The organism is Erythrobacter donghaensis, from assembly GCF_001557325.1.
GTDB classification, from domain to species: Bacteria; Pseudomonadota; Alphaproteobacteria; order Sphingomonadales; family Sphingomonadaceae; genus Erythrobacter; species Erythrobacter donghaensis_B.
In genome coordinates this window covers 22987-43360 of record NZ_LSJS01000081.1, presented here as the reverse complement: position 1 = coordinate 43360, position 20374 = coordinate 22987, and the positions used below count along the sequence as shown (strand labels likewise).

The window sequence follows — 20374 nt, the reverse complement described above, 5'->3', positions numbered from 1 at the left end:
CCCCTCTCCCAACCCTCTCCCGCAAGGGGAGAGGGCTTAGACAGCTAACCACCCATCATCGGTCATAAGCGCAGGCGTGAGGCGATCCTGAAAGCCGCCATTAGCCGACCCCGCCTCCCGCCCGAAATCACAGCGTTTCCGCAAGCTTCGCGAGACACCTCTCCTGCTCGGCGCGTGCTGCTTGTTCCCGCAGCTGCCTGCGATAGGCGCGTTCCCCGTGGACCTGCCTCACCTCGCGGAACATCATGACAAGCTGGAAAACGGTCATTGGCGCGCGCCAATAGCGATTTGAGAGCCGCCCCTCGATCTCGGTAAGCAAATGAGGCCGTTCCCGGTCGGTTGCAGCGACCAAAGCTGCGGCGATATCGCGGCTGCTGGCAATGCTGTGCATGCGAGAAATGGCGGGCAAAATCACCACGCCGACGGCGGTCAGGCTGATGGCAACCAAGCCGGGAATGAACACTCCCCTGCGTTCGGGCGAGAACTCAAGGGCGAATGCGACGAGCGTTGCTGCCCCAAACGCAATGATGAGTGCCAATGGCACTGCGACAGCGACCGGGTGACGGCTCGCGAAGAACCGGACGCGCGAGATGAGGCCGGGGCGCGGCAAGGTATCGAGATGCGGAACGTCGCTGGAGTTGCAGTCAGTCATGGTGATCTCCTGATTCTGATAGTTGGGCCGCCGGTGCGTTCAACCGAGCGGTCAGCGCGATGGAAGCTCGCTGTACAGCGCTGCATCAATCGCTCCGCGTATGATCGAACCCGCCGGCGCCAGTGCCCGACCAGTGATCGAAGCTGCTGCCGGTCGATCCGAAATCATGGTGGTGATGGTCATGACGGTGATGATGGTCGTGGTGGCTGTGGCTGTGGCTGTGGTGAGTGTGGTGGTCGTCCCGGCGGTCCAGATTCACGCCGAAGGGGTTGCCGCCCACATCGACACCGCCGATGCCGGGGGTGATCATGGGAAGACCGGTGGCGGGGTTTATCCTTGGCCCCTCGTCGGTGGAGGAGCTTGGCGGGGTGCTCGAGCTGGTGAACAGGCCGGTCAGCCATTGGAACAGTCGCATGGGTATCTCCTGTCATTGAAGGGCTGTCGGTGCACGGGCCCTTGGGGTGGTGCCCACATGTTCACACGTTCACATGGGCATATTCTCACATTCTCACTTCAGCTCATACCCCTCAAAATCCTGCCTTTTCTCTTGTTCACAGGGGTCGACTAGCGGCCAATCGGGCTCTCGCCATATTTGCGCAGGACGTCGTCGAAGGCTTCGGCCATGAGGTCCTGGAGGCTGAGACCATGACGGCGGGCACAGGTGTGCAGAGCGAGCGACAGCTCGGGCGCGAAGTAGCCGGAGATTGCCTTGCGGCCGACGCGGCTCGGCGGGGTGGGAACCTGAGCGACGACAGGTGCGGATCCGGTTGGCGCAGGTGCCGCTCCGTCATCCTTGGGTTTCCGATCAGCAAGGTTGGCAAAGCGGTTCATGCGGATTTCCTCTTGTGCGCCTGAGACTGTGAGCGTGTGGACATGTGGAGCTGTTCACATGCCCACATGTGCAGCTGTTCAATCTCGCCCGCTGCCTTGCCGCCGGGATCGAGCTCGAACACGGTCTGCCCGGCTGCGACCGCATGACGATAGGCAGCGCGGTCCGGCAGGATGATGGGGCAGGTCTGGCCGCCAAAGCCTGCCACCAGTTCGCGGGCATCGGCATAGATGTGCGGTGCCTGGGGCGGCCCGGCGGTGAACACCACAAAGGCGGGGCGCGCGAGCAGCTCCACCAAACGGATGGTCGTGCGCATGGCGGCGAGGTCGAACGCGCTGGGGCGGCACGGGATCAACACCAGATCGGCGCACTCGGCCGCTTTGCTGGCCGCGAGATCGGCGTGGGGCGGGGTGTCGATCACGATCAGTTCGGCGCCCTGCTTGGCAGCCGCAGCGATCTTGGCCGGAATACGCGGCGGGGCGCTGTCGATCACCTCGGGAGGCGCGCCCTGCCGCCATTCGGCCCATTGCGAGGCGCTGGCCTGCGGGTCGGTGTCGATCAGCAGGCTGACCCGTCCCGCCCGGGCGGCCGCGGCGGCCAGATGGATCGCCAGCGTGGTCTTCCCGGCACCGCCCTTCTGGCTGATGATCGCGACTGTCCGCGCTGATGTATGGGTGTGGGGATGTGAAGGCGTGCTCATGTGCGTTGGTCCTCATGTTCACATGTGGGCATGTGAGGCTGTGCGAGTGTGCGGGACGTGCGGGCGTAGGGATCCGGGGGCATCATCGCGGTCACATCCCGAAGTCGTAACCGCGATCGCGCGACAGATCTGGTCCGCTGGACCCGCGCCCCGGTTCGCTGCGCTCGGGTGTCCGCTCCAAGACCAGTTCACGGTCCTTCTTCTCCGTCGGGGAGGGGAGAGCGTTGCCATTTTCCCGGGCGGTCTCGATCGCGCTGCTTTTCTCGCCAGAGCGCGCCTCGACCTGCCGCTCGACACGTGCCGGGTTGTCGGTCACCAGCGTCGCGTTCTCCGCGATCCGGGTCACGGCGACCAGAAACGCGGCCGAGGTGTTGAGCATCCGCTCGCGCTCGGACATCATGATGATGCCGTCTTTGGCCGTCATTCCTTGCGCGACGTGAACGTTGATGGCGTAGGCAAGGTCGAGCCGCTCGAGCATTGGATCGCCGCGTGGCAGATCGTGGAACTGGCCGTTGCCTGCCTTCACGGTGATGGTGTCGCCGTCGATCCGCGCAACATGGGCGATGTCGCCGTTGAGCAGCCCGCGCTCTGGGTCCTTGGCGGTCCAGCGGATGCGGTCGCCTTCGTGCAGGTCGATTTGCTTGCGCTCGAAGATCGTGACCGCGTCGTGCTTGAGGTTGCGCGGCAGGCGGTCGGGATCGAAGCGGCGGATCTCGCCGTCGGGCATGGCGAGTTCGATCTTGCCATCCTTGATGCCGATGACCGTGCCGCGTTCGCCGCGGGCCAAGCCCTGTCTGGTCAGGTTGGTCTCGAAGGCAACAACGCGCCCCTCCTGATAGCCCTTCAACTGCCGCGCGCCTTCGCGGGTGACGGTGACCCGGTCGAGCACCTCGAGTCTGATCCCCCGCGCGCTGATCTGGCCGCGATCGATGAGCGACGCCTGCGCGGCGGCATTGCCCGCGCTGCGCATGGCGCGCCCTGCGGCCAGAAGGATGGTGTTGTCGCGCTCTTCCTTGGGGAGGTTGGCCCACATGGCAGCGGCAGCATCGGGGATCTTGCCCGGCGCAACTTCGATGGTCGCAGGTTTGAGCGCGGCGAAGGCTTGGGCGACATCACCCTGTTCGAGCGCGCGGTTGATAGCCTGCATCTGCGGGGTCTGCGCCCGTAGGTTCTCGGTGATCTGGCTTTGCCTGAGATCTTGCTGTTGAAGCTGGGCAAAGGGCTTGTACGGATCAGGTCATTGCGGGAGAAGGCTGCCTCGCGCTCGCCAAGCTCCCGTGCGGCTGAGGCAACCGCCTGCGCAGCGGCAAAGGCTTTCGGTTCGAGCCGCCCGAGCCGCTCTGGCACCAGCGGGTCCCCATCCTTCGGCGTCAGCCCCATGGCGCTGGCAATCGCCATGCCGCGCTCGCCGATGCCGCGAAGGCCAACGACGACCCGCGACCAGACCGTCTGCTCACCTGCCGCGCGGGCCATGGCGTTTTGGATCAGCCGGGCTGGATCGAAGCCGATGGCGCGGGCGGTTTCTTTCCAAGCGGCGACCTGCCGCGCCGCATCGGGCTCCAGTTCCTTCCCGCGCCGTGTCGACAGGGCCGCCAACTCGCGCTCGCGCGCACTGCCTCGGTCTTCCTTGGCCAGTTCAGCCAGGATCTCGGCGCGGCGGGTCGAGAAGGCTTCGACCGCCTCGCGCGTCACACCCTTGATCTCGAATGCGCCGTCGATGGCATTGCGGGCAGGCACGGTCTCATAGCCCATGGGTCCGCTCAATGAACCCGCCGCGCTCCAGCTCAGCTTCGGCGTTGTGCAGGACCTTCGTCGAAATCCGCAGCGTCTGAGCCGTGGTCTGCGGTTGCTCCCACACGCCGCAAATCTTGCCAGGCTCGAAGTCGGACGATCGGCAGCCGAGCAGGTAGTGCTTCAGGACGCGGACCGCAGTCGCCGACAGGCGTTCCTCGCGACAAGACCCCGGCGCGATCTTCTCAATCAGATCAGCCAGACTGAAATGGGTGACACCTAGTGGCAGGCCACCATGGGCCAAGGAGGCGCTCATTTTGCACCTCCCGCAAGGTTTGCCCTTGCGCGCGATTCGCCGCTCGCGTAAATGGAAGACATAGCTGACGCGCTATGAAATTTGCCGCTGTGAAGGGTGCCAGCCCTTCCAGCGGTTTTTCGTTTCTGCGTTGGTGGACTTCCCGATCTAACGCGTCTCTGGGGGTCCGGTGCAACTCCGGTGCATTTCCACAGATTTTCGCGCGAATTCTTGTTTTGTACCGCAATCAAAAGGCGGGGAACCGCCTGATTTCCGACGGATTCGTCATTAACCACTTCCCTCCGAAGGCAGAGGTCACAGGTTCGAATCCTGTCGGGTGCGCCAAAGGGGCGGCCTTCCGCGAGGAGGGCCGCCCCTTTGGCGTTTCATGATGGTGCGAACCTCGTTCGGAATCGCAGCGCCGCAGGCGCGGAGATGGCGAAGCGGCGTGAGCCGCGGAGCAATCCTGTCGGGTGCGCCAAGTGCTCCTCACATCGCCATCGGCTTCACCGCCATCCACAGCGCCATCGCGACCATCATCAGGTTCTCGGTCAGCGAGATGAAGCCGAGCGGCACGTTGCTGTTGCCGCCGACACAGGCGCACTTGAGCTCGCGCCGGTCGATATAGACCGCCTTGAACACGCTCGCCGCGCCGATCGTGCCGATGAACAGCGCGAGCGGGATCGACAGCCAGTCGAGCACGCCGGCGACCATCAACACGCCCGCAGCCCCTTCGGCGAAGGGGTAGATGCGGCCATAGGGCACCCAGCGCTTGGCCAGCAGGTCGTAGTTGAGGAACATGGTCGCGAAGCTCTCGACATTCTGGAGCTTGAGCAGCGCCAGTACCACCATCGAGAAGGCGACGAACCACTCGGCGACGCGCAGGGTAAACACGGCACCATCCACCGCATATCCCGCCGCCATCGCCATCAGCGCGGTCATCGCGAACAGCGCGATCACCGGGCGATAGGAGGTGGCCGATGGATCGGCGACCTTGAGGCCGAAGTGGCGCCGCAGATCGTCGTAACCGCCGATCCGCACGCCATCGATGAAGGTCTGCGGGGTGGTCGCAACACCGTGCCGGGCCTTGAACGCGTCGACCTCCTCGCGGGTGACGAGATGGACGTCCTCGACGGCATAGCCCCGGCTCTTGAGCAGGTGGCGCGCCTTGAGTCCGTAAGGGCAGGTGTGGCCGGGCATCACCATGCGGTGGAGGACGGCGGTGCGGGGTTCGTTACTCATCGTGATTCATCCCTTGAAAGTTATCGGATGCCCCGTATATAAGTCCCGTACTGTAGTACGGTTTCAAGAGGTCAAAATGAAAATCGGTGATCTGGCCCGTGCGGGCGGTGTCTCGGTTGAAACGGTGCGCTTCTACCAGCGCCGCGGGCTGCTCACGGAGCCGCCGCGGGCCGAGGGTGCGCGCCGCTACACCGAGGGCGATCTCGAGCGGCTGCGCTCGATCAAGGCGGCGCAGACGGCGGGCTTCACGCTCGAGGAGATCGCGACGCTGCTCGATCTCGACCAGAATGACCGCGCCGCCGCGCGTGCGCTGGCCGAGGCGCGGATCGCCGCGATCGACGAGAAGATCGCGACGCTCAAGACGATGCGCACCGCGCTCAAGACCCTCGCCGCCGATTGCGCGAAGGGCGAGGAAGGCCCCTGCCCGATCCTCGCATCCTTCGCCCCCGCCCCCGATCAGGGCGTCCAGAGAAACTTTCGCCGCGCGCGCAACGTATAGGCCCTAATGACCATGTTCCCGATTTCACGCCGCGGCTTCGTCCGTGCCGCCGGTGCTGCGGCAGGCTTTGCCGCGCTGCCCGCCTGGGCGCAGGGCCATTCGCTGCACAGCAGTAAGGGCGGCGCGCCGATTCGGGTCGGCTTCGACGCCGTGTCGGGCGCGGTGATCGACCTCGCGGTGGGGCACGGCCCGCGCATGGTGCAGGGCCGCAAGGGCCACGGCATCGCGGTCAACGGCTCGGTGCCGGGCCCGCTGATCCGCCTCAAGGAAGGCCAGAACGTCCGCCTCAACGTCACCAACCATCTCGCCGAGGACACCTCGATCCACTGGCACGGGCTGCTGGTGCCGTTCCACATGGACGGGGTGCCGGGGATCAGCTTTCCCGGCATCGCGCCGGGGCAGACCTTCTCCTATGAATTCCCGGTCCGGCAATCGGGCACCTACTGGTATCACTCGCATTCCGGCCTGCAGGAGCAGCAGGGGCACTACGGCCCGCTGATCATCGATCCGGCGGGCGCGGAGCCGGCCGAATATGATCGCGACTACATCCTGCTGCTGAGCGAGTTCACCCCGCTCCATCCGCACAAGATCATGGACCGGCTGCGCAAGGGCGAGGGCTATTTCAACTACCAGCAGACCGCCTGGGCAGACGACTACCCGCTCTCGGCCGAGGACCGGCGGATGTGGGCCGAGATGCGCATGCCCGCGACCGACATCGCCGATGTGACCGGATCGACCTACACCTACCTCGCCAACGGGCGCGGGCCGAAGGAGGGGCTGGAATATCTCTTCACCCCCGGCGAGCGCATCCGCCTGCGGGTCATCAACGGCTCGGCGATGACCTTTTTCAACCTGCGCATCCCCGGCCTGCCGATGACGGTGATCGCCTCGGACGGGCAGAACGTCGCGCCGGTCGAGGTGGACGAGTTCCAGATCGGCACGGCCGAGACCTACGACGTCATCATCCAGCCCCGCGCCGATGCCTATAGCATCGTCGCCGAGAGCATGGACCGTTCCGGCATGGCGCTCGCCACGCTGACGAGCCGCCCCGGTGCGCGCGCGCCGATCCCGCCGCTGCGCCCGCCGCCACTGCTCGACATGGGCGACATGGGGATGAACCACGGCGACGGCGGACACGGAGGGCACAGCATGGAGGGCATGAAAATGCGCGACACGCTGCTGCTGCCGCCCGATGTGAAGGTGGGGCCGGGGATCGACATGGTCTCCATGGCCCCGGTCGACAAGCTCGGCGATCCGGGCCTCGGCCTGCGCGATGTGGAGCACCGGGTGCTCAACTACCGGATGCTCTCGGCCTTGGAGCCGAACACCGACACCCGCGAGCCCTCGCGCCTCATCGAGCTGCACCTCACCGGCAACATGGAACGCTACATGTGGTCCTTCGACGGCGAGATGTATTCCGCCGTCCACGACAAGCCGATCCGCTTCGCGTGGAACGAGCGGGTGCGGGTGAAGCTCGTCAACAACACCATGATGGCGCACCCGATCCACCTGCACGGGATGTTCTTCACGCTGGTCAACGGCGAGACGCCCGCGCAGCAGCCGAGGAAGAGCGTGGTGATCGTCCAGCCGGGCGCGAGTGCGCAGTTCGATCTGACGGCGGATGCGCCCGGCGACTGGGCGTTCCACTGCCACCTGCTCTACCACATGCATGGTGGGATGATGCAGACCGTGACGGTGATGGGGCCGGAGCAGGGCGAATGAGGATCGCCCTGCCCGCCCTTGCTCTGCCCGCGCTCGTCCTGCTCGCCGCCGCGCCGCTCGCGGCGCAAGACCCGCATGCAGGCCACGCCATGCCCGCGCCTGCCCCCGCCCCCGCGCCGGACCCTCACGCCGGGCACGCCATGTCGGCCCCGCAAGAGGACCCTCATGCCGGGCACGCCATGGGCGAGGCCGACCCCGAAACCGACCCATCGCCCGGGCCGATCATGGAAACCCCGCCCCCGCCCGAGGCCGGGGGCGGGCCGCCGCGCGCCGCCGATGCGATCTGGGGGCCGGAGGCAATGGCCGCATCGCGCGCGGACTTGCAGCGCACGCATGGTGACTTCGCGGTATTCTGGTTCCAGGGCGACCGGCTCGAAACCCAGATCCGCGACGGTGCGGACGCCTACCTCTGGGACATCCAGGGCTATTACGGCGGCCCGACCGAGCGGCTGTGGTTCAAGTCCGAAGGCGAAGGCGAATGGGGCAGCGCGCCCGAGGATGCCGAGCTGCAGGCGCTCTATGCCAAGGCGGTCGCGCCGTTCTGGGATCTTCAGGCCGGCATCCGCCACGATATCGCTGGCCCCGACACCACCCACGCGGTCATCGGCATCCAGGGCCTTGCGCCCTACATGTTCGAGGTCGATGCGGCGCTCTTCCTGTCCCACCGCGGCGATCTCACCGCCCGGATCGAGGCCGAGGTCGACCAGCGCATCACCCAGCGTCTGATCCTCCAGCCGCGTATCGAGGCCAATCTCTCCGCGCAGGACGTGCCGGAGCTTGGCATCGGCGCGGGGCTCGACCAGATCGAGGTCGGCGCGAGACTGCGCTACGAGTTCGCCCGCGAATTCGCGCCCTATATCGGCATCGAGCAATCATGGCGCACCGGTGCAGGCGCCGATTTCGCGCGGGCAAGAGGTGAAGGCACTTCCGCCACCAGCTTCCTGGCCGGCATCCGTTTCTGGTTCTGACAACACGAAGGACGTTACCCCCATGCGCTTCCCTGCACTTCTCGCCGCCGCCGGCCTCGCCCTCACAACGCTCGCCCCTGCCGCGCCACTGATCGCGCAGGTCAAGCTCGCCGCCTCGACCCCCAAGCAAGGCACCAAGGCCAAGGGCACGAAGGTGGTCACCCTCACCTTCTCCGAGAAGGTCAATCCCGCCAAGGCCAGCGCGAACATCGTCATGACCGCGATGCCGGGGATGAAGGATCACCCCGAGATGCTGATCCGCAACTTCACCCCCAGCTGGTCGGCCGACGGCAAGACCATGACGCTGACCCTGAAGAAGCCCCTGCCCGCCGGCACCTATGACGTGCGCTGGCAGGCCGCCGGGGCCGACGGCCGCGTGATGACGGGCAAGGTCAGCTTCGACGTCAGCTGACGGCGCGGCCTGAGGCGACTTGGGCGATCCACTCGTCCACCCGCCGCTCGAGGATCGAGAGCGGCTGCGATCCGCTGGCGATCAGCAGGTCGTGGAAGCCCTTGACGTCGAACTTCGCGCCCAATGTCCTCTCCGCCCGCGCGCGCAGTTCCATGATCTTGAGCATCCCGATCTTGTAGCCGGTCGCCTGCCCGGGGAGCGTGATGTAGCGCCGCACCTCGGAACGCGCGCGCTCGATCGGCTGGCGGCCGGTGGTGTTCATGTAGGTGACCGCCTCGTCCTCGGTCCAGCCGAGCGCGTGGATGCCGGTGTCGACCACCAGCCGCGCGGCGCGGAACAGCTCGGCATCGAGGCGCATGAAGTCTGCCGCGATGTCGGGATAGGCGCCCATCTCCTTGCACACCGCCTCGGCATAGAGCGCCCAGCCCTCACCGAAAGAGACATAGCCGGTCACGCTGCGGAACCTGGGCCCGCCCTGCTGGCGCACCTGGATGTCGCCCTGCATGTTGTGGCCCGGAACCGCCTCGTGGCACATCAGCGTGTACATCGCCGCCGGGTCGGGCACGGTGCCGACGAGATGGACATAGGTCCTGGCCGGGCGCTTGCCGTCCGGGCTCGGCGCCGAGGCATGGGCTGCACCGCCCGCGACTTCGGAGAAGGCGGGCTCGCGCACCACCTCGATCCCGTAGGCGGGCAGCTCGCCGAACCAGTCGGGCAGCAGCTTGCGGGTGCGCGCGACGAAGGCGTTGGCGGTGTCGAGATATTCCTTGCGCGCCGCGTCGTCATACTGGCGGGGCGGGTAGAGGCGCTTGCGTTCGGCATAGAAGGCGTGGCGGTCGGCGAACCCGGCCTGGCGGGCGAGCGCATCCTGCTCGGCCTCGATGCGGGCGACTTCGGCAAGGCCCGTCGCGTGGATCTCGGCAGCGGTTATGTCGGTGGTGGTGACGAGCTTCAGCTCGCGCTCGTAATATTCGAGCCCGCCCGGAAGGGTCAGCGCGCCGACCTTGCCGCTGGGTGCGGTCGGCAGGCTTGCTTCGGCCCAGGCGATGATCGCGGCGTAGGCGGGCTGGAGCGCGAGGATTGCGGCTCTGGCCTCGGCAAGCAGCGCATCGGCCTCTGCCTGCGGGAGCGTGCCCGCGCTGACCAGCCCCGCGGTCTTGGCCTTCACGTCGGCCCACAGCGCGGCATCGGGGCCCTCCGCAAAGGGCGCGCCCGAGGTCAGCCTGCGGCTGCCTTCGATGATCGTCTCCAGCTGGAAGCGCGGCGGGTTGATCCCGGCCTGCTGGCTCGCCTGCGTCCGCTCGAGTGCACCCGCCAGCACTGCGGGCATGCCCTTCAACCGCGCGATGTAGTTCTCCAGATCGACCACATCGGCGACCGAGTGGGTGTTGATCAGGAAATCGGGGAGCTGGCTGTGCGCCGAATAGAGCCGCGAATAGAACGGCGGTCGGTAAAGCCGGTTGGCGAGCGCGACCTCGGCCCGCTCGGCCTCGAGCGCCCAGATGTCGTAATGGACCTGCGCCGCGGGCGAAAGCTTCGCGCGGTCGAACTGCGCCTGCATCCGCGCGGCACTTGCCTTGCGCCATTCGACCTCGGCGCGGGCGGCCTCGTCGGAATTGTCGTTCCAGCGGTCGCCGCCCTGCTTGATCCCGAGCCGCGTCGCCAGCTGCGGCTGGGTCTTCACCCAGGTCGCGAACTCGGCGTCGAGGAAAGCGGTGAGCCGCGCGTCCTCGCTCTGCGCGCCAACCGGAGCGGGGGCGGTTTGGGCCGAGGTGGCGACAGGCAGCGTCGCGGCGGCAAGCGCCATGGCGAGGCTGTAAGCGAGCTTGTGCGTCATCGATAGGTCCCCTTGCGCAGCACCGCTGCGTGAACCTCTGGCGTAGCGGCCAAGGGCGAGCCGATGAAGCCCATTTCGTCGAGCGCCGTCGATGGTTCAGCCGAGCGGGAGCCCGAGCGCCTGCGCCACCGCCGCGATGTGGAGCTTGCCGCCCGACACGTTGAGCCCCGCCGCCAGATGCGGGTCGCCCGCCATCGCCGCGTCCGCGCCCTTGTTCGCCAGCTTCAGCACGAAAGGCAGCGTCGCATTGCCGAGCGCGATGGTCGAGGTGCGCGCCACCGCGCCGGGCATGTTGGCGACGCAGTAGTGGATCACGCCGTCGATGGTGAACACCGGGTCCTCGTGGGTGGTGGGCCGGCTGGTCTCGAAGCAACCGCCCTGGTCGATCGCGATGTCGACCACCACCGCGCCCGGGCGCATGCTCGCGATCATCGTGCGCGTCACCAGCTTGGGCGCAGCGGCCCCGGGCACCAGCACCGCCCCGATCACGAGATCGGCTCCGGCGACCGCCTCGGCAATCGCGGCGGAGGAGGAGAAGGCGGTCCGGATGCGGTTGCCGAACTGCGCGTCGAGCTCGGCCAGGCGGCGGTTGGAGATGTCGAAGATCGTCACGTCGGCGCGCAGGCCGACCGCCATCTGCGCGGCATTGACCCCTGCGACCCCGCCGCCGATGATCACCACCCGGCCCGGCTCGACGCCGGGCACACCGCCGAGCAGCACCCCGCGCCCGCCCTGGTGCTTTTCGAGGTAATGCGCCCCGCACTGCACCGACATGCGCCCGGCGACTTCCGACATCGGCTTCAGCAGCGGCAGCGAGCCGTCGGGGGCGGTGACGGTCTCGTAGGCGATGCACGTCGCCCCGCTCGCCATCAGGCCCTCGGTCTGCGGCTTGTCGGCGGCGAGGTGGAGGTAGGTGAACAGCAGGTGATCGGGGCGCAGCATGGCGATCTCGGCCGCCTGCGGCTCCTTGACCTTGACGATCATCTGCGCGGCCGCGAACACTGCGGGGGCATCGGGCAGGATGCGCGCGCCAGCGGCGACATAGGCGGCGTCGGCGAAATCCACACCGCTCCCGGCGCCCGCCTGCACCACCACCTCGTGCCCCGCCCGCACCAACTCGGCAACCGCCGCGGGGGTGAGGCCGACGCGGTATTCGTTATTCTTGATCTCGGTGGGAACGCCGACGCGCATGGGGATCTCCTGCTCTGCTCTCTCGCGCGCCTTGTAGCAGGAGGGGCGAGCGGGTTCTTCGCAATGATCGGCATGACGGGGCGATGCGCCGGGAGAATCTTGCGCAGCGCGTTCGGATGACGCATGAAAATCCCGCATGGACCGCATCGACCGGACAATTCTTGATCTGCTGGCTGCGGACTCGCGCCTCACCGGCGAGGCGCTCGGCGAGCGCGTCGGCCTCTCGCCCTCGGCCGCGCACCGGCGGGTCAAGGCGCTGGAGGAGAGCGGCGCGATCCTCGGCTACCGCGCGCGGCTATCCCGCGCGGCGCGGGGCAACCCCTCGACCGTGTTCGTGCAGGTCACCCTGACCGACCAGCGCCAAGCGACCATGCTTGCCTTCGAGGAGGCGCTTGCCCGCACCCGCCAGGTTGCCGAGGCGCACCTGATGAGCGGCCAGTCCGATTATCTCGTCAAGGTGCTGGTGCCGGGCGACGACAGCTACGAGCGCATCCACCGCGAGATCCTCTCGGCGCTCCCCGGGGTGCAGCGGCTGGTGAGCCAGTTTGCGATCCGCACCCTCGAAGGCGGCGACTGAGTCCCGACCCGGCAGACCGCCCGGACGGGGCGGATTGCGGCAATTTCGGTACATTGATGGCAAATCGATGAAAGACGCTCGTCCCGCGCGGACTAGATTTCGTCGCATCCCCCTTGTTTTCTGCGGGAAAGCGCCAATCTGGCGTATCCCGTTCTGTTACAGTTCAGGGTCAGGATTGCAGTAGAAAGTTAGTTTTCCGACGGGTATAGGACAAATATGGCAACGCCGATCTACGAATTTGCCCAGATCCCGCGGGTCGACCCCGCAGCCAAGGCGCGCGCCCGGGTGCGGCGCGTGCGCGATGCAGGGCAGGCTCCTACCGTCGGCGTGATCTACAATCCGCGCAGCCACCGCAATCTCGGCGCCGATTTCGATTGCGGCATCTGCCCGCATGTCCACATCGCCCAGCCGCGCGAGCGCGGGCAGCTGCCGCAGGCGCTGGCCGAATTCGCCGCCAAGGGCATTGACCTCCTCGTCATCAATGGCGGCGACGGCACGGTGCGCGACGTGCTGACCTGCGGCCAGGCGGTGTTCGGCGACGACTGGCCGACCATCGCGGTGTTGCCCAAGGGCAAGACCAATGCGCTCACCGTCGATCTCGGCGTGCCCGAGGACTGGGGCCTGCAGGACGCGATCGACGCGCTCGATCACGGCAGCCGTGTCCATCGCCGGCCGATGCTTGTGTCGCCGGCGCGCGAGCCGGGCAAGCGCGTGGCGGGCTTCATCCTCGGTGCGGGCGCCTTCACCAAGGCGACGCAGGCCGGGCAGAGCGCGCACAAGCTGGGCGCTTTCGACAGCATGGTGGTGGCGGTGACCGGCATCTGGGCGCTGCTGCAATCGCTGTTCGCCGGGCGCGGCAATGCCTGGCGCCGCGGCGCGAAGATGGCGATCGGGCTCGGCGCGGCGGACGCCCCGATGGAGCATAGCGGCCACGGCGATCCGGCGATGCGCCAGCTGCTGTTCGCCTCGACGCTCGAGCGGCTTCCTGCCGGGATCCGGCCCTTCGGCGCGCTCCGCAGCGGTCTGAAGCTGGTCGCCGTCGACCAGATCCCGCGCCGCACCACCGCGCTGGTGCCGCTGATCATCACCGGCAAGCTCAGGAGCGGTCTGCGCGAACGCGGCATCCACCAGCTCGCCGCGACCCAGTTCAGCCTGTCGATCGGCGACCAGTTCATCCTCGATGGCGAGGCCTTCCCCGCAGGCGACTATCGCATCGAGCAGGGGCCGGAGCTCGCCTTCGTCGCACCATGAGCGGCAGCGCCGAGGCGCTTGCCGAACGGATCGCAGCGCGCCTTGCCACCCCGGTCGACCCCGCCGTCGCCGATTTCGCGCGCGCCCTCGCCAGCTCGGCTGGGGCGGTCGCGGTGCTGTTCTACGGGTCGAACCTGCGCACCGGCTCGCTCGACGGCGTGCTCGATTTCTACCTGCTGCTGCCCGGCGAGCGCGAGAGCGCGATCTGGCCGCGGGTTTCCTATCACGAGCGCGCGATTGCGGGCACGACGCTGCGCGCCAAGGTCGCAAGCATGCGCCTTTCGACCTTCGCCAAGGCGGCCGGCGGCGAGCTGGCCGACACCACCATCTGGGCGCGCTTCGTCCAGCCGAGCTGCCTGATCTGGGCTGCCGACGAAAACGCCCGTGCCGAGGTCATTGCCGCCGTCGCTGCAGCCGCCACCACCGCGGCGCGGCTGGCCGCAGCCCTGGGCCCGGTAAGCGGCACCGCCGAGGACTATTGGCGCGCGCTGTTCCGCGCCACCTACAGCGCCGAGTTCCGGGTCGAGAAGCGCGGGCGCGAGAACGACATCCTCGCGGTCAACGCCGAGCACTTCGAGGGGCTGTTGCCGCTCGCGCTCGAGGCTGCCGGGATCGCGCCGGGCCTCCGTGGCACCATCCTCACCCCGCGCCTGATGCCGGCCGAGCGCGCGCGCATTCTCGGCTGGTGGAAGCGCCGCCGCCGCCTGGGCAAGCCCCTGAACCTGCTGCGCCTCGTCAAGGCGAGCACCACCTTCGAGGGCGCGGCGCGCTATGCCGCGTGGAAGATCGAGCGGCACACCGGCATGCCGGTCAAGCTGACGCCGTTCCGCGAGCGCTTCCCGCTACTGGCCGCGCCGCAGGTGTTGTGGGATCTGAGCCAGCATCGCCGCCGGCAGCGCTAGGGCGTCTCTCGCACAGGCCAGATGCGGCCTGTCGGAGCAGGGCCGCGCGGCCGGGCCGGTTCCCTCAAAGATACTGCATCCGGATCGTCATGCGCGTGACCCCCGGGCCCGCGGTGAAGCGGGCCTTGTCGACCGAGGGCGCCTGCGGGACGATGCCGAGGATCTTTTTGATCCCCGGATTGTTCGACATCCCCGCCCCGTCGGTCGAGATATCGGTCTTGCGGTTGCCGTTGGCGTCATGCTGCACAGCGATCGCGAAGGCACCTTCGGCGGGGAGCGGGACGCAGACCGTCATGCTGCCCGCCTGGGGCCGCGCATCGACGCGCATGACATAGCGCTTGCTCACCAGCCAATCGGCCTTGGTGGCGGGATAGGCGCGCACGAACAGGTTGCCCGACGCCGACTTAAGCCCGGTCACGGTGATGTGAACCGCCGGTCCCTTGCCCGCGGCGCATTGCGACAGGTCGTTGTTCATCGCGCGCCCGTAGGCATAGCCCTGCGCTGCGGCCGGCACGGCGATGACGGCCGCCAGCCCGAGCGCAGCCGCAGCGCGGCGGGCAAGGCGAGGGGAAGAGGGCGAAAGGACGGTCATGGGCAGGCTCGCAAGGTAGGGGCGGCAGAACAGGCGCGCAAGCCAAGGGGGAGAGGGGCAGGCCGCGCGCCATCGGGATAGCCTGCGCGCTATGCCGCGATCTGCCTGAATTGCGGCTTAATTGACCGATTCCGACACATTCGCCTGCCCCGCGCGGTGGAAAAGCAGACAAATCGCCTTGTCGCGCGAATCGCAGGGCCCCTATGTCCGCTCAAGCGTCCCAGAAAGGCTCACGCGCCCGCGCCATGACCACGCCCCTGATCTCCCCTTCGATCCTCTCCGCCGATTTCGCGCGCCTCGGCGAGGAAGTCCGCGCCGTCGATGCGGCCGGCGCCGACTGGATCCATATCGACGTCATGGACGGGCATTTCGTGCCCAACATCACCATCGGCCCCGACGTCGTGAAAGCGCTGCGCCCGCACACCGCCAAGCCCTTCGATGTCCACCTGATGATCGCGCCGGTCGATCCCTACCTTCAGGCCTTTGCCGAGGCAGGCGCGGACATCATCACTGTCCATCCCGAGGCCGGGCCGCACATTCACCGCACGCTTCAGGCGATCAAGGCGCTGGGCAAGCAGGCCGGCGTGGTCATCAACCCCGGCACGCCGGTCGAGGTGCTCGACAACCTCATGGACCTTGCCGACCTCATCCTTGTGATGAGCGTCAACCCCGGCTTCGGCGGGCAGAGCTTCATCCCCTCGCAATTGGACAAGATCGCGCGCATCCGCTCGATGATCACGCGCTCGGGCCGGATGATCCGGCTCGAGGTCGACGGCGGCGTCAATGCCGAAACCGCGCGGATGTGCGTCGAGGCGGGGGCCGACGTGCTGGTGGCGGGCTCGGCGACCTTCAGGGGCGGGGCCGATCACTACGCCGCCAACATCGCCGCGCTGAAGGGCGCGAGGTAAGTGGCGAGCCTGCTGCGCTCCCCTGCCGCGACCCGCGCCGAGGCGCTGGTCGAGCGGGTTGCGGATGCGCCGGTGCTGATGCTCGGAAGCGCGCCCGAGCCGGGCGCCGAGGCCACGCCGCCGCCGGTCGAGGAGCCGTCCCGGGCGCTGGCGCTGAGTGACGTCATCGCCGTGCGCTCGGGCCCGGGCGAGGCGCTGATCCGGCTCGCCTATCGCATCGGCATCCCCGGCCATGCCATCGCCGCCCCCTTCCGCCGCCCCCAGGCGACCCGCGTCACGGCCACTGTCGAGAGCCCGAACCGCGGTGACCGCACCGCAGGCACCGCACTGCGCACCGGGCATTTCCTGATCCACGGCGCGCGCCTGCCGATTGCGAGCTTCGATTTCTCGGTCAGCGCGCATCATGCCCCCGGGGTCGAGCGGGTGGTGCATTCCTTCGGCTGGCTCGCCGATCTCGCCGCCAGCGCGCCGCGCACCGATGGCGCCGCGGTGGCCGAGCGGATCGCCGGGCTATGGCTCCATGCCCACACCACTCCGGGCAAGGGACCGGCGTGGGAGGCGGAGCTGGCGGGCCTGCGCCTCGTCGCATGGCTGGTCCACGCGCCGCTGATGCTCGGCGGCAATGACAAGGGCCTGAAGGCGCGGCTGCTTGCCGCCATCGCCGAGACGGCAGGCTGGCTCGACAAGCATGCGCCGAAAGAGCCTGCGGGCTTCGGGCAGGTCGCCGCCTGGGCGGGCGTCGTGGCGGCAGGGCTGCTGCTCCCCCACGGCAAGCCGCGGCGGCTGTTCGGCGAGGCTGGGCTGGTCACCGCCTTGGGCGACATGGTGGGCGAGGATGGCGGCGTGCTGTCGCGCTGCCCCGCTGCGCAGCTCGAGGCGATCCGACTGCTGACCGATCTCATCGCCTGCTACGCGGCGGCTGCGGTCACCCCGCCCCCCGCGCTGGCGGTGATGCGCGAACTGCTGGTGCCGCCGCTGCTCGCTCTGCGCCACGGCGACGGAGCGTTGGGATGCTGGCAGGGGCAGGGAGCGATTCCCGCCGACCGCGTCAACGCCGTGATCGAGGCGAGCGGCGTGCGCACGCGGCCGCTCGCGCAGGCTCAGGGCTGGGGCTACCAGCGCATCAGGGCAGGCGAGACGCTGCTGCAATTCGACACCGCACCGCCCCCGCGCAGCAAGCACGCCCGGACGGGATGCGCCTCGACCCTCGCCTTCGAGCTCAGCGACGGGCCGCAGCGGATCATCGTCAATTGCGGCGGCGCGGCGCTGGCGGGCGGACAGGTGCCCGCGCGCATCGGCCAGGGCCTGCGCGCGACTGCCGCCTTTTCGACACTGGTGCTCGACAACGCCAATTCGACCGCGGTGCTGCTCCACGGCAAGCTCGGCAAGGGGGTCGAGGCGGTCGAACTCGACCGCCGCCAGATTGCCCGCCCCGGTTTTCGCGAGGCCACCCGGATCGAGGCCGCGCACGATGGCTATGCGGGGCGCTTCGGCCTCACCCACCAGCGCATCCTCACCCTCTCGGGCGACGGCACCGAACTGGCGGGCGAGGACATCCTTGTCCCCACCAGCCGGGGCGGCAAGCGCGGCAAGATCGGCTTTGCGATCCGGTTCCACCTCGGGCGCGGGGTCGAGGTGCAGCTTGCCCCCGACAAGCGCGGGGCGAGCCTGCTGCTGCCCGATGGTCGGCTCTGGCAATTCCGCCTCGGCGGCGATAGGGGCGGCGCCGAGGACATCACCTTGCACGCCGAGGACAGCCTGTGGGTCGACGGCGACGGCCGCCCGCACGCGACCGAGCAGCTGGTGATCGAGGGACTGGCATTGCGCAGCGGGGGACAATTCTCCTGGCGCTTCAAGAAGACGGGATAGCTTTCGACATGACCGATGGTGTGATCCGGCGGGCGCTGCTCTCAGTGTCCGACAAGAGCGGTTTGGCGGACCTGGGCCGCGAACTGGCGGCGCGGGGTGTCGAACTTGTGAGCACCGGCGGCACCGCCAAGGCGCTACGCGAGGCGGGCCTGACGGTGAAGGACGTCTCGGACCTCACCGGTTTCCCCGAGATGATGGACGGGCGGGTGAAGACGCTTCACCCCACGGTCCACGGCGGGCTGCTCGCCCTGCGCGACAACCCCGAACACGTCGCCGCGATGGAGGCCCACGGGATCGGCGCGATCGATCTGGTGGTGGTCAACCTCTACCCCTTCGAGGCAACCGTCGCGAAGGGCGCATCCCGCGAAGAGGTGATCGAGAACATCGACATCGGCGGACCGAGCATGGTGCGTTCGGCGGCGAAGAATCATGGCTTCGTGACGATCCTGACCGATCCTGCCGATTACCCGGCTCTGCTGGAGGAATTGGCGGCGAATGACGGCGCGACGTCGCTTGCCTTCCGCATCCGCATGGCAGGCAAGGCCTATGCCCGCACGGCGGCCTATGACAGCGCGATCGCCAGCTGGTTCGCCTTCTCGCCCGCCGCCAGCGACGAGCCGACCCTGTTCCCCGAGACGCTCCCCATGGCGCTGAAGCGCGCCGACACGCTGCGCTACGGCGAGAACCCGCACCAGAGCGCGGCGATCTACGTACCGCAGGTTTCGGGCACCGCGGGCGTGCCGCAGGCGACGCAGCTTCAGGGCAAGGAGCTCAGCTACAACAACCTCAACGACGCCGACGCGGCCTTGGAACTGGCGGCGGAGTTTGCCGGGCAGGAACCGGCGGTCGTGATCGTCAAGCACGCCAACCCCTGCGGCGTGGCGCAGGGCGGCTCGCTGCTCTCGGCGTGGGAAGCGGCGCTGGCGTGCGATAGCGTCTCGGCCTTCGGCGGGATCGTCGCGGTGAACACCGAGTTTGATGCCGCCACCGCTGAGGCGATCAGTGCGATCTTCACCGAAGTCGTGATCGCCCCCTCGGTTTCGGCCGAGGCCCGCGAGATCTTCGCCAAGAAGAAGAACCTGCGCCTGCTCGAATGCGGCGCCCTGCCGAACCCGCGCCGCGGCGGGCTGGCCTTGAAGACCATCGCCGGGGGCGTGCTGATCCAGTCGCGCGACAATGGCGCGATTGCCGCCGGTGACCTCAAGGTCGTGACCAGGCGCGCGCCGACCGAACAGGAATTGAAGGACTGCCTCTTCGCCTGGACGGTCGCGCGCCACGTCAAGTCCAACGCCATCGTCTACGCCAAGGACGGCGCGACCGCCGGGATCGGCGCAGGCCAGATGAATCGCCGCGATTCGGCGCGCATTGCCGCGATCAAGGCGAAGGAAGCCGCCGAGACCCACGGCTGGGACGTGCCTCGCACGGTCGGCAGCGCGGTCGCCTCGGACGCCTTCTTCCCCTTCGCCGACGGCCTCATCTCCGCCGCCGAAGCGGGCGCGACCGCCGTGATCCAGCCGGGCGGCTCGATCCGCGACGACGAGGTGATCGCCGCCGCCGACGCAGCCGGCCTCGCGATGGTGTTCACCGGGATGCGGCATTTCCGGCACTGATTGGTTTTGCGAAGGGGCCTCCGCCCCTTCGTCCTCGGTGCTGTTCCCTCCGCTGCGCTACGGGGCACCTGCGGCTCGCGCGCGTGCGCTCGCGGCGCGTGCCGCGCCGATGGTGGAGCAATCCTCCCCCTAGGGGGAGGGGGACCACCCGCAGGGTGGGGGAGGGGCACGCGCTGTTGCTCCGGAGGCCGCCCTAAGCAATCCCCCGCATTCGTCGCAGGCCCCGCACGGCTCGGCCCGCATCCCTCTTAACCGCAACTATTTTTCACCGCTTCCGTAACCAGTATAGGGCCGCGACCCTAATACGGCCTGTCGCCAGTTCATCCCGCCGCAATCCGGCCGCGGGCATAGCACCGGCGGAAACTTACGCGATTCACGAGTCCCCAATGCGCCTCTTCTCTTCCGACCTGTTCCGCAATTTCGGCATCGGCTTCGTCCTCGGGGCGGTGCTGATCGTCGGCGCGAACGCGGAAGGCTGGAGCGGCGCGATGGCCTCGCCTGCGCAAGCGGCCGAACTGAACGCCACCTCCAATGGCGTCCCCGCCCCCGCAGCCGAGTTCGTGATCGCGCCTGACAAGGGTTGATCC

Annotated in this window: 22 protein-coding genes; 11 read left to right on the top strand and 11 right to left on the bottom strand. The window is 68.2% G+C overall.

Annotated features, from left to right (window positions below):
- Window positions 1-127: 127 nt before the first annotated feature.
- From AX692_RS04250 to AX692_RS04215, 8 genes are all read right to left on the bottom strand, one after another.
- Complete coding sequence (locus AX692_RS04250) at window positions 128-652, bottom strand: hypothetical protein (RefSeq protein ID WP_073975528.1); 525 nt, start codon at window positions 650-652, stop codon at window positions 128-130.
- An 85-nt stretch (window positions 653-737) separates the two neighbouring features.
- Window positions 738-1067: a hypothetical protein gene (locus AX692_RS04245; protein WP_073977014.1), complete on the bottom strand. Its 330-nt coding sequence runs from the start codon at window positions 1065-1067 to the stop codon at window positions 738-740.
- A 149-nt stretch (window positions 1068-1216) separates the two neighbouring features.
- A complete protein-coding gene (locus AX692_RS04240; protein WP_073973233.1) occupies window positions 1217-1483 on the bottom strand; it encodes a ribbon-helix-helix domain-containing protein in 267 nt (88 codons plus the stop codon).
- Window positions 1480-2181 (bottom strand): ParA family partition ATPase, encoded by a 702-nt coding sequence (gene parA, locus AX692_RS04235; RefSeq protein WP_073977015.1) that lies wholly within the window; start codon window positions 2179-2181, stop codon window positions 1480-1482. The genes AX692_RS04240 and parA overlap by 4 nt, the downstream gene beginning before the upstream one ends.
- Window positions 2182-2272: 91 nt before the next feature.
- Window positions 2273-3070, bottom strand: coding sequence for a hypothetical protein (locus AX692_RS20445; protein WP_230961033.1), 798 nt, complete (start codon window positions 3068-3070; stop codon window positions 2273-2275).
- Entirely contained in the window at window positions 3025-3933 is a 909-nt protein-coding gene (locus AX692_RS20440; RefSeq protein ID WP_230961032.1) for a relaxase domain-containing protein, read from the bottom strand. Before AX692_RS20440 ends, AX692_RS20445 begins: the two co-directional genes overlap by 46 nt.
- Window positions 3923-4228, bottom strand: coding sequence for a hypothetical protein (locus AX692_RS04220; protein ID WP_073973540.1), 306 nt, complete (start codon window positions 4226-4228; stop codon window positions 3923-3925). The genes AX692_RS20440 and AX692_RS04220 overlap by 11 nt, the downstream gene beginning before the upstream one ends.
- A 468-nt stretch (window positions 4229-4696) precedes the next feature.
- Window positions 4697-5449 carry a MauE/DoxX family redox-associated membrane protein gene (locus AX692_RS04215; protein ID WP_073973541.1) on the bottom strand — a complete coding sequence of 251 codons (753 nt, stop codon included), beginning with the start codon at window positions 5447-5449 and terminating at the stop codon, window positions 4697-4699.
- Window positions 5450-5525: 76 nt separating this feature from the next.
- Here AX692_RS04215 and AX692_RS04210 point away from each other — a divergent pair, with 76 nt between their 5' ends.
- Genes AX692_RS04210 through AX692_RS04195 form a run of 4 tightly spaced genes read left to right on the top strand, consistent with a single transcriptional unit; the run spans window position 5526 to window position 9050 of the window.
- Entirely contained in the window at window positions 5526-5948 is a 423-nt protein-coding gene (locus AX692_RS04210) for a MerR family transcriptional regulator (RefSeq protein WP_073973542.1), read from the top strand.
- A 12-nt stretch (window positions 5949-5960) separates the two neighbouring features.
- On the top strand, window positions 5961-7670 hold the full coding sequence (locus AX692_RS04205; protein ID WP_073973554.1) for a copper resistance system multicopper oxidase: 1710 nt from the start codon (window positions 5961-5963) through the stop codon (window positions 7668-7670).
- Window positions 7667-8638, top strand: coding sequence for a copper resistance protein B (locus AX692_RS04200; RefSeq protein ID WP_073973543.1), 972 nt, complete (start codon window positions 7667-7669; stop codon window positions 8636-8638). The genes AX692_RS04205 and AX692_RS04200 overlap by 4 nt, the downstream gene beginning before the upstream one ends.
- A 22-nt stretch (window positions 8639-8660) precedes the next feature.
- On the top strand, window positions 8661-9050 hold the full coding sequence (locus AX692_RS04195; RefSeq protein WP_073973544.1) for a copper resistance protein CopC: 390 nt from the start codon (window positions 8661-8663) through the stop codon (window positions 9048-9050).
- Here the strand turns inward: AX692_RS04195 and AX692_RS04190 are convergent.
- Together AX692_RS04190 and ald are read right to left on the bottom strand one after the other, a co-directional pair.
- Complete coding sequence (locus AX692_RS04190; RefSeq protein ID WP_073973545.1) at window positions 9043-10887, bottom strand: DUF885 domain-containing protein; 1845 nt, start codon at window positions 10885-10887, stop codon at window positions 9043-9045. The two genes, AX692_RS04195 and AX692_RS04190, sit on opposite strands and share 8 nt — an antisense overlap.
- Before the next feature lie 96 nt (window positions 10888-10983).
- Entirely contained in the window at window positions 10984-12078 is a 1095-nt protein-coding gene (gene ald / locus AX692_RS04185; protein ID WP_073973546.1) for an alanine dehydrogenase, read from the bottom strand.
- A gap of 136 nt (window positions 12079-12214) precedes the next feature.
- On the opposite strand from ald, the gene AX692_RS04180 reads away from it, so the two are divergent.
- The 3 genes from AX692_RS04180 to AX692_RS04170 all read left to right on the top strand — a co-directional run bounded on the left by AX692_RS04180 (window position 12215) and on the right by AX692_RS04170 (window position 14808).
- A complete protein-coding gene (locus AX692_RS04180; RefSeq protein WP_073973547.1) occupies window positions 12215-12655 on the top strand; it encodes an Lrp/AsnC family transcriptional regulator in 441 nt (146 codons plus the stop codon).
- Window positions 12656-12871: 216 nt separating this feature from the next.
- On the top strand, window positions 12872-13906 hold the full coding sequence (locus tag AX692_RS04175; protein ID WP_073973548.1) for a diacylglycerol/lipid kinase family protein: 1035 nt from the start codon (window positions 12872-12874) through the stop codon (window positions 13904-13906).
- Entirely contained in the window at window positions 13903-14808 is a 906-nt protein-coding gene (locus AX692_RS04170; RefSeq protein ID WP_073973549.1) for a hypothetical protein, read from the top strand. The genes AX692_RS04175 and AX692_RS04170 overlap by 4 nt, the downstream gene beginning before the upstream one ends.
- 64 nt (window positions 14809-14872) lie before the next feature.
- On the opposite strand, the gene AX692_RS04165 is transcribed toward AX692_RS04170, so the two are convergent.
- On the bottom strand, window positions 14873-15400 hold the full coding sequence (locus AX692_RS04165) for a DUF2141 domain-containing protein (RefSeq protein ID WP_073973550.1): 528 nt from the start codon (window positions 15398-15400) through the stop codon (window positions 14873-14875).
- Between the two features lie 245 nt (window positions 15401-15645).
- Here AX692_RS04165 and rpe point away from each other — a divergent pair, with 245 nt between their 5' ends.
- From rpe to AX692_RS04145, 4 genes are all read left to right on the top strand, one after another.
- On the top strand, window positions 15646-16308 hold the full coding sequence (gene rpe, locus AX692_RS04160; RefSeq protein WP_073973551.1) for a ribulose-phosphate 3-epimerase: 663 nt from the start codon (window positions 15646-15648) through the stop codon (window positions 16306-16308).
- Window positions 16309-18177, top strand: coding sequence for a heparinase II/III family protein (locus AX692_RS04155; protein ID WP_073973552.1), 1869 nt, complete (start codon window positions 16309-16311; stop codon window positions 18175-18177).
- Window positions 18178-18185: 8 nt separating this feature from the next.
- Complete coding sequence (gene purH / locus AX692_RS04150; RefSeq protein ID WP_073973553.1) at window positions 18186-19787, top strand: bifunctional phosphoribosylaminoimidazolecarboxamide formyltransferase/IMP cyclohydrolase; 1602 nt, start codon at window positions 18186-18188, stop codon at window positions 19785-19787.
- A gap of 386 nt (window positions 19788-20173) precedes the next feature.
- The gene (locus AX692_RS04145; RefSeq protein ID WP_073973565.1) at window positions 20174-20371 is read left to right on the top strand and encodes a hypothetical protein; all 198 of its coding nucleotides are present in this window, start codon (window positions 20174-20176) and stop codon (window positions 20369-20371) included.
- The last annotated feature ends 3 nt before the right edge of the window (window positions 20372-20374 follow it).

Bases quoted from the DNA above. Each gene is read 5' to 3' on its own strand.
- AX692_RS20440 (WP_230961032.1), bottom strand. From the start codon at position 3,933: ATGGGCTATGAGACCGTGCCTGCCCGCAATGCCATCGACGGCGCATTC.
- parA (WP_073977015.1), bottom strand. From the start codon at position 2,181: ATGAGCACGCCTTCACATCCCCACACCCATACATCAGCGCGGACAGTC.
- rpe (WP_073973551.1), top strand. From the start codon at position 15,646: ATGACCACGCCCCTGATCTCCCCTTCGATCCTCTCCGCCGATTTCGCG.
- AX692_RS04175 (WP_073973548.1), top strand. From the start codon at position 12,872: ATGGCAACGCCGATCTACGAATTTGCCCAGATCCCGCGGGTCGACCCC.
- AX692_RS04195 (WP_073973544.1), top strand. From the start codon at position 8,661: ATGCGCTTCCCTGCACTTCTCGCCGCCGCCGGCCTCGCCCTCACAACG.
- AX692_RS04240 (WP_073973233.1), bottom strand. From the start codon at position 1,483: ATGAACCGCTTTGCCAACCTTGCTGATCGGAAACCCAAGGATGACGGA.
- AX692_RS04180 (WP_073973547.1), top strand. From the start codon at position 12,215: ATGGACCGCATCGACCGGACAATTCTTGATCTGCTGGCTGCGGACTCG.
- AX692_RS04245 (WP_073977014.1), bottom strand. From the start codon at position 1,067: ATGCGACTGTTCCAATGGCTGACCGGCCTGTTCACCAGCTCGAGCACC.
- AX692_RS04200 (WP_073973543.1), top strand. From the start codon at position 7,667: ATGAGGATCGCCCTGCCCGCCCTTGCTCTGCCCGCGCTCGTCCTGCTC.
- AX692_RS04190 (WP_073973545.1), bottom strand. From the start codon at position 10,887: ATGACGCACAAGCTCGCTTACAGCCTCGCCATGGCGCTTGCCGCCGCG.
- ald (WP_073973546.1), bottom strand. From the start codon at position 12,078: ATGCGCGTCGGCGTTCCCACCGAGATCAAGAATAACGAATACCGCGTC.
- AX692_RS04145 (WP_073973565.1), top strand. From the start codon at position 20,174: ATGCGCCTCTTCTCTTCCGACCTGTTCCGCAATTTCGGCATCGGCTTC.
- AX692_RS04210 (WP_073973542.1), top strand. From the start codon at position 5,526: ATGAAAATCGGTGATCTGGCCCGTGCGGGCGGTGTCTCGGTTGAAACG.
- AX692_RS04215 (WP_073973541.1), bottom strand. From the start codon at position 5,449: ATGAGTAACGAACCCCGCACCGCCGTCCTCCACCGCATGGTGATGCCC.
- AX692_RS04220 (WP_073973540.1), bottom strand. From the start codon at position 4,228: ATGAGCGCCTCCTTGGCCCATGGTGGCCTGCCACTAGGTGTCACCCAT.
- AX692_RS04165 (WP_073973550.1), bottom strand. From the start codon at position 15,400: ATGACCGTCCTTTCGCCCTCTTCCCCTCGCCTTGCCCGCCGCGCTGCG.
- AX692_RS04250 (WP_073975528.1), bottom strand. From the start codon at position 652: ATGACTGACTGCAACTCCAGCGACGTTCCGCATCTCGATACCTTGCCG.
- AX692_RS04170 (WP_073973549.1), top strand. From the start codon at position 13,903: ATGAGCGGCAGCGCCGAGGCGCTTGCCGAACGGATCGCAGCGCGCCTT.
- purH (WP_073973553.1), top strand. From the start codon at position 18,186: ATGACCGATGGTGTGATCCGGCGGGCGCTGCTCTCAGTGTCCGACAAG.
- AX692_RS04205 (WP_073973554.1), top strand. From the start codon at position 5,961: ATGTTCCCGATTTCACGCCGCGGCTTCGTCCGTGCCGCCGGTGCTGCG.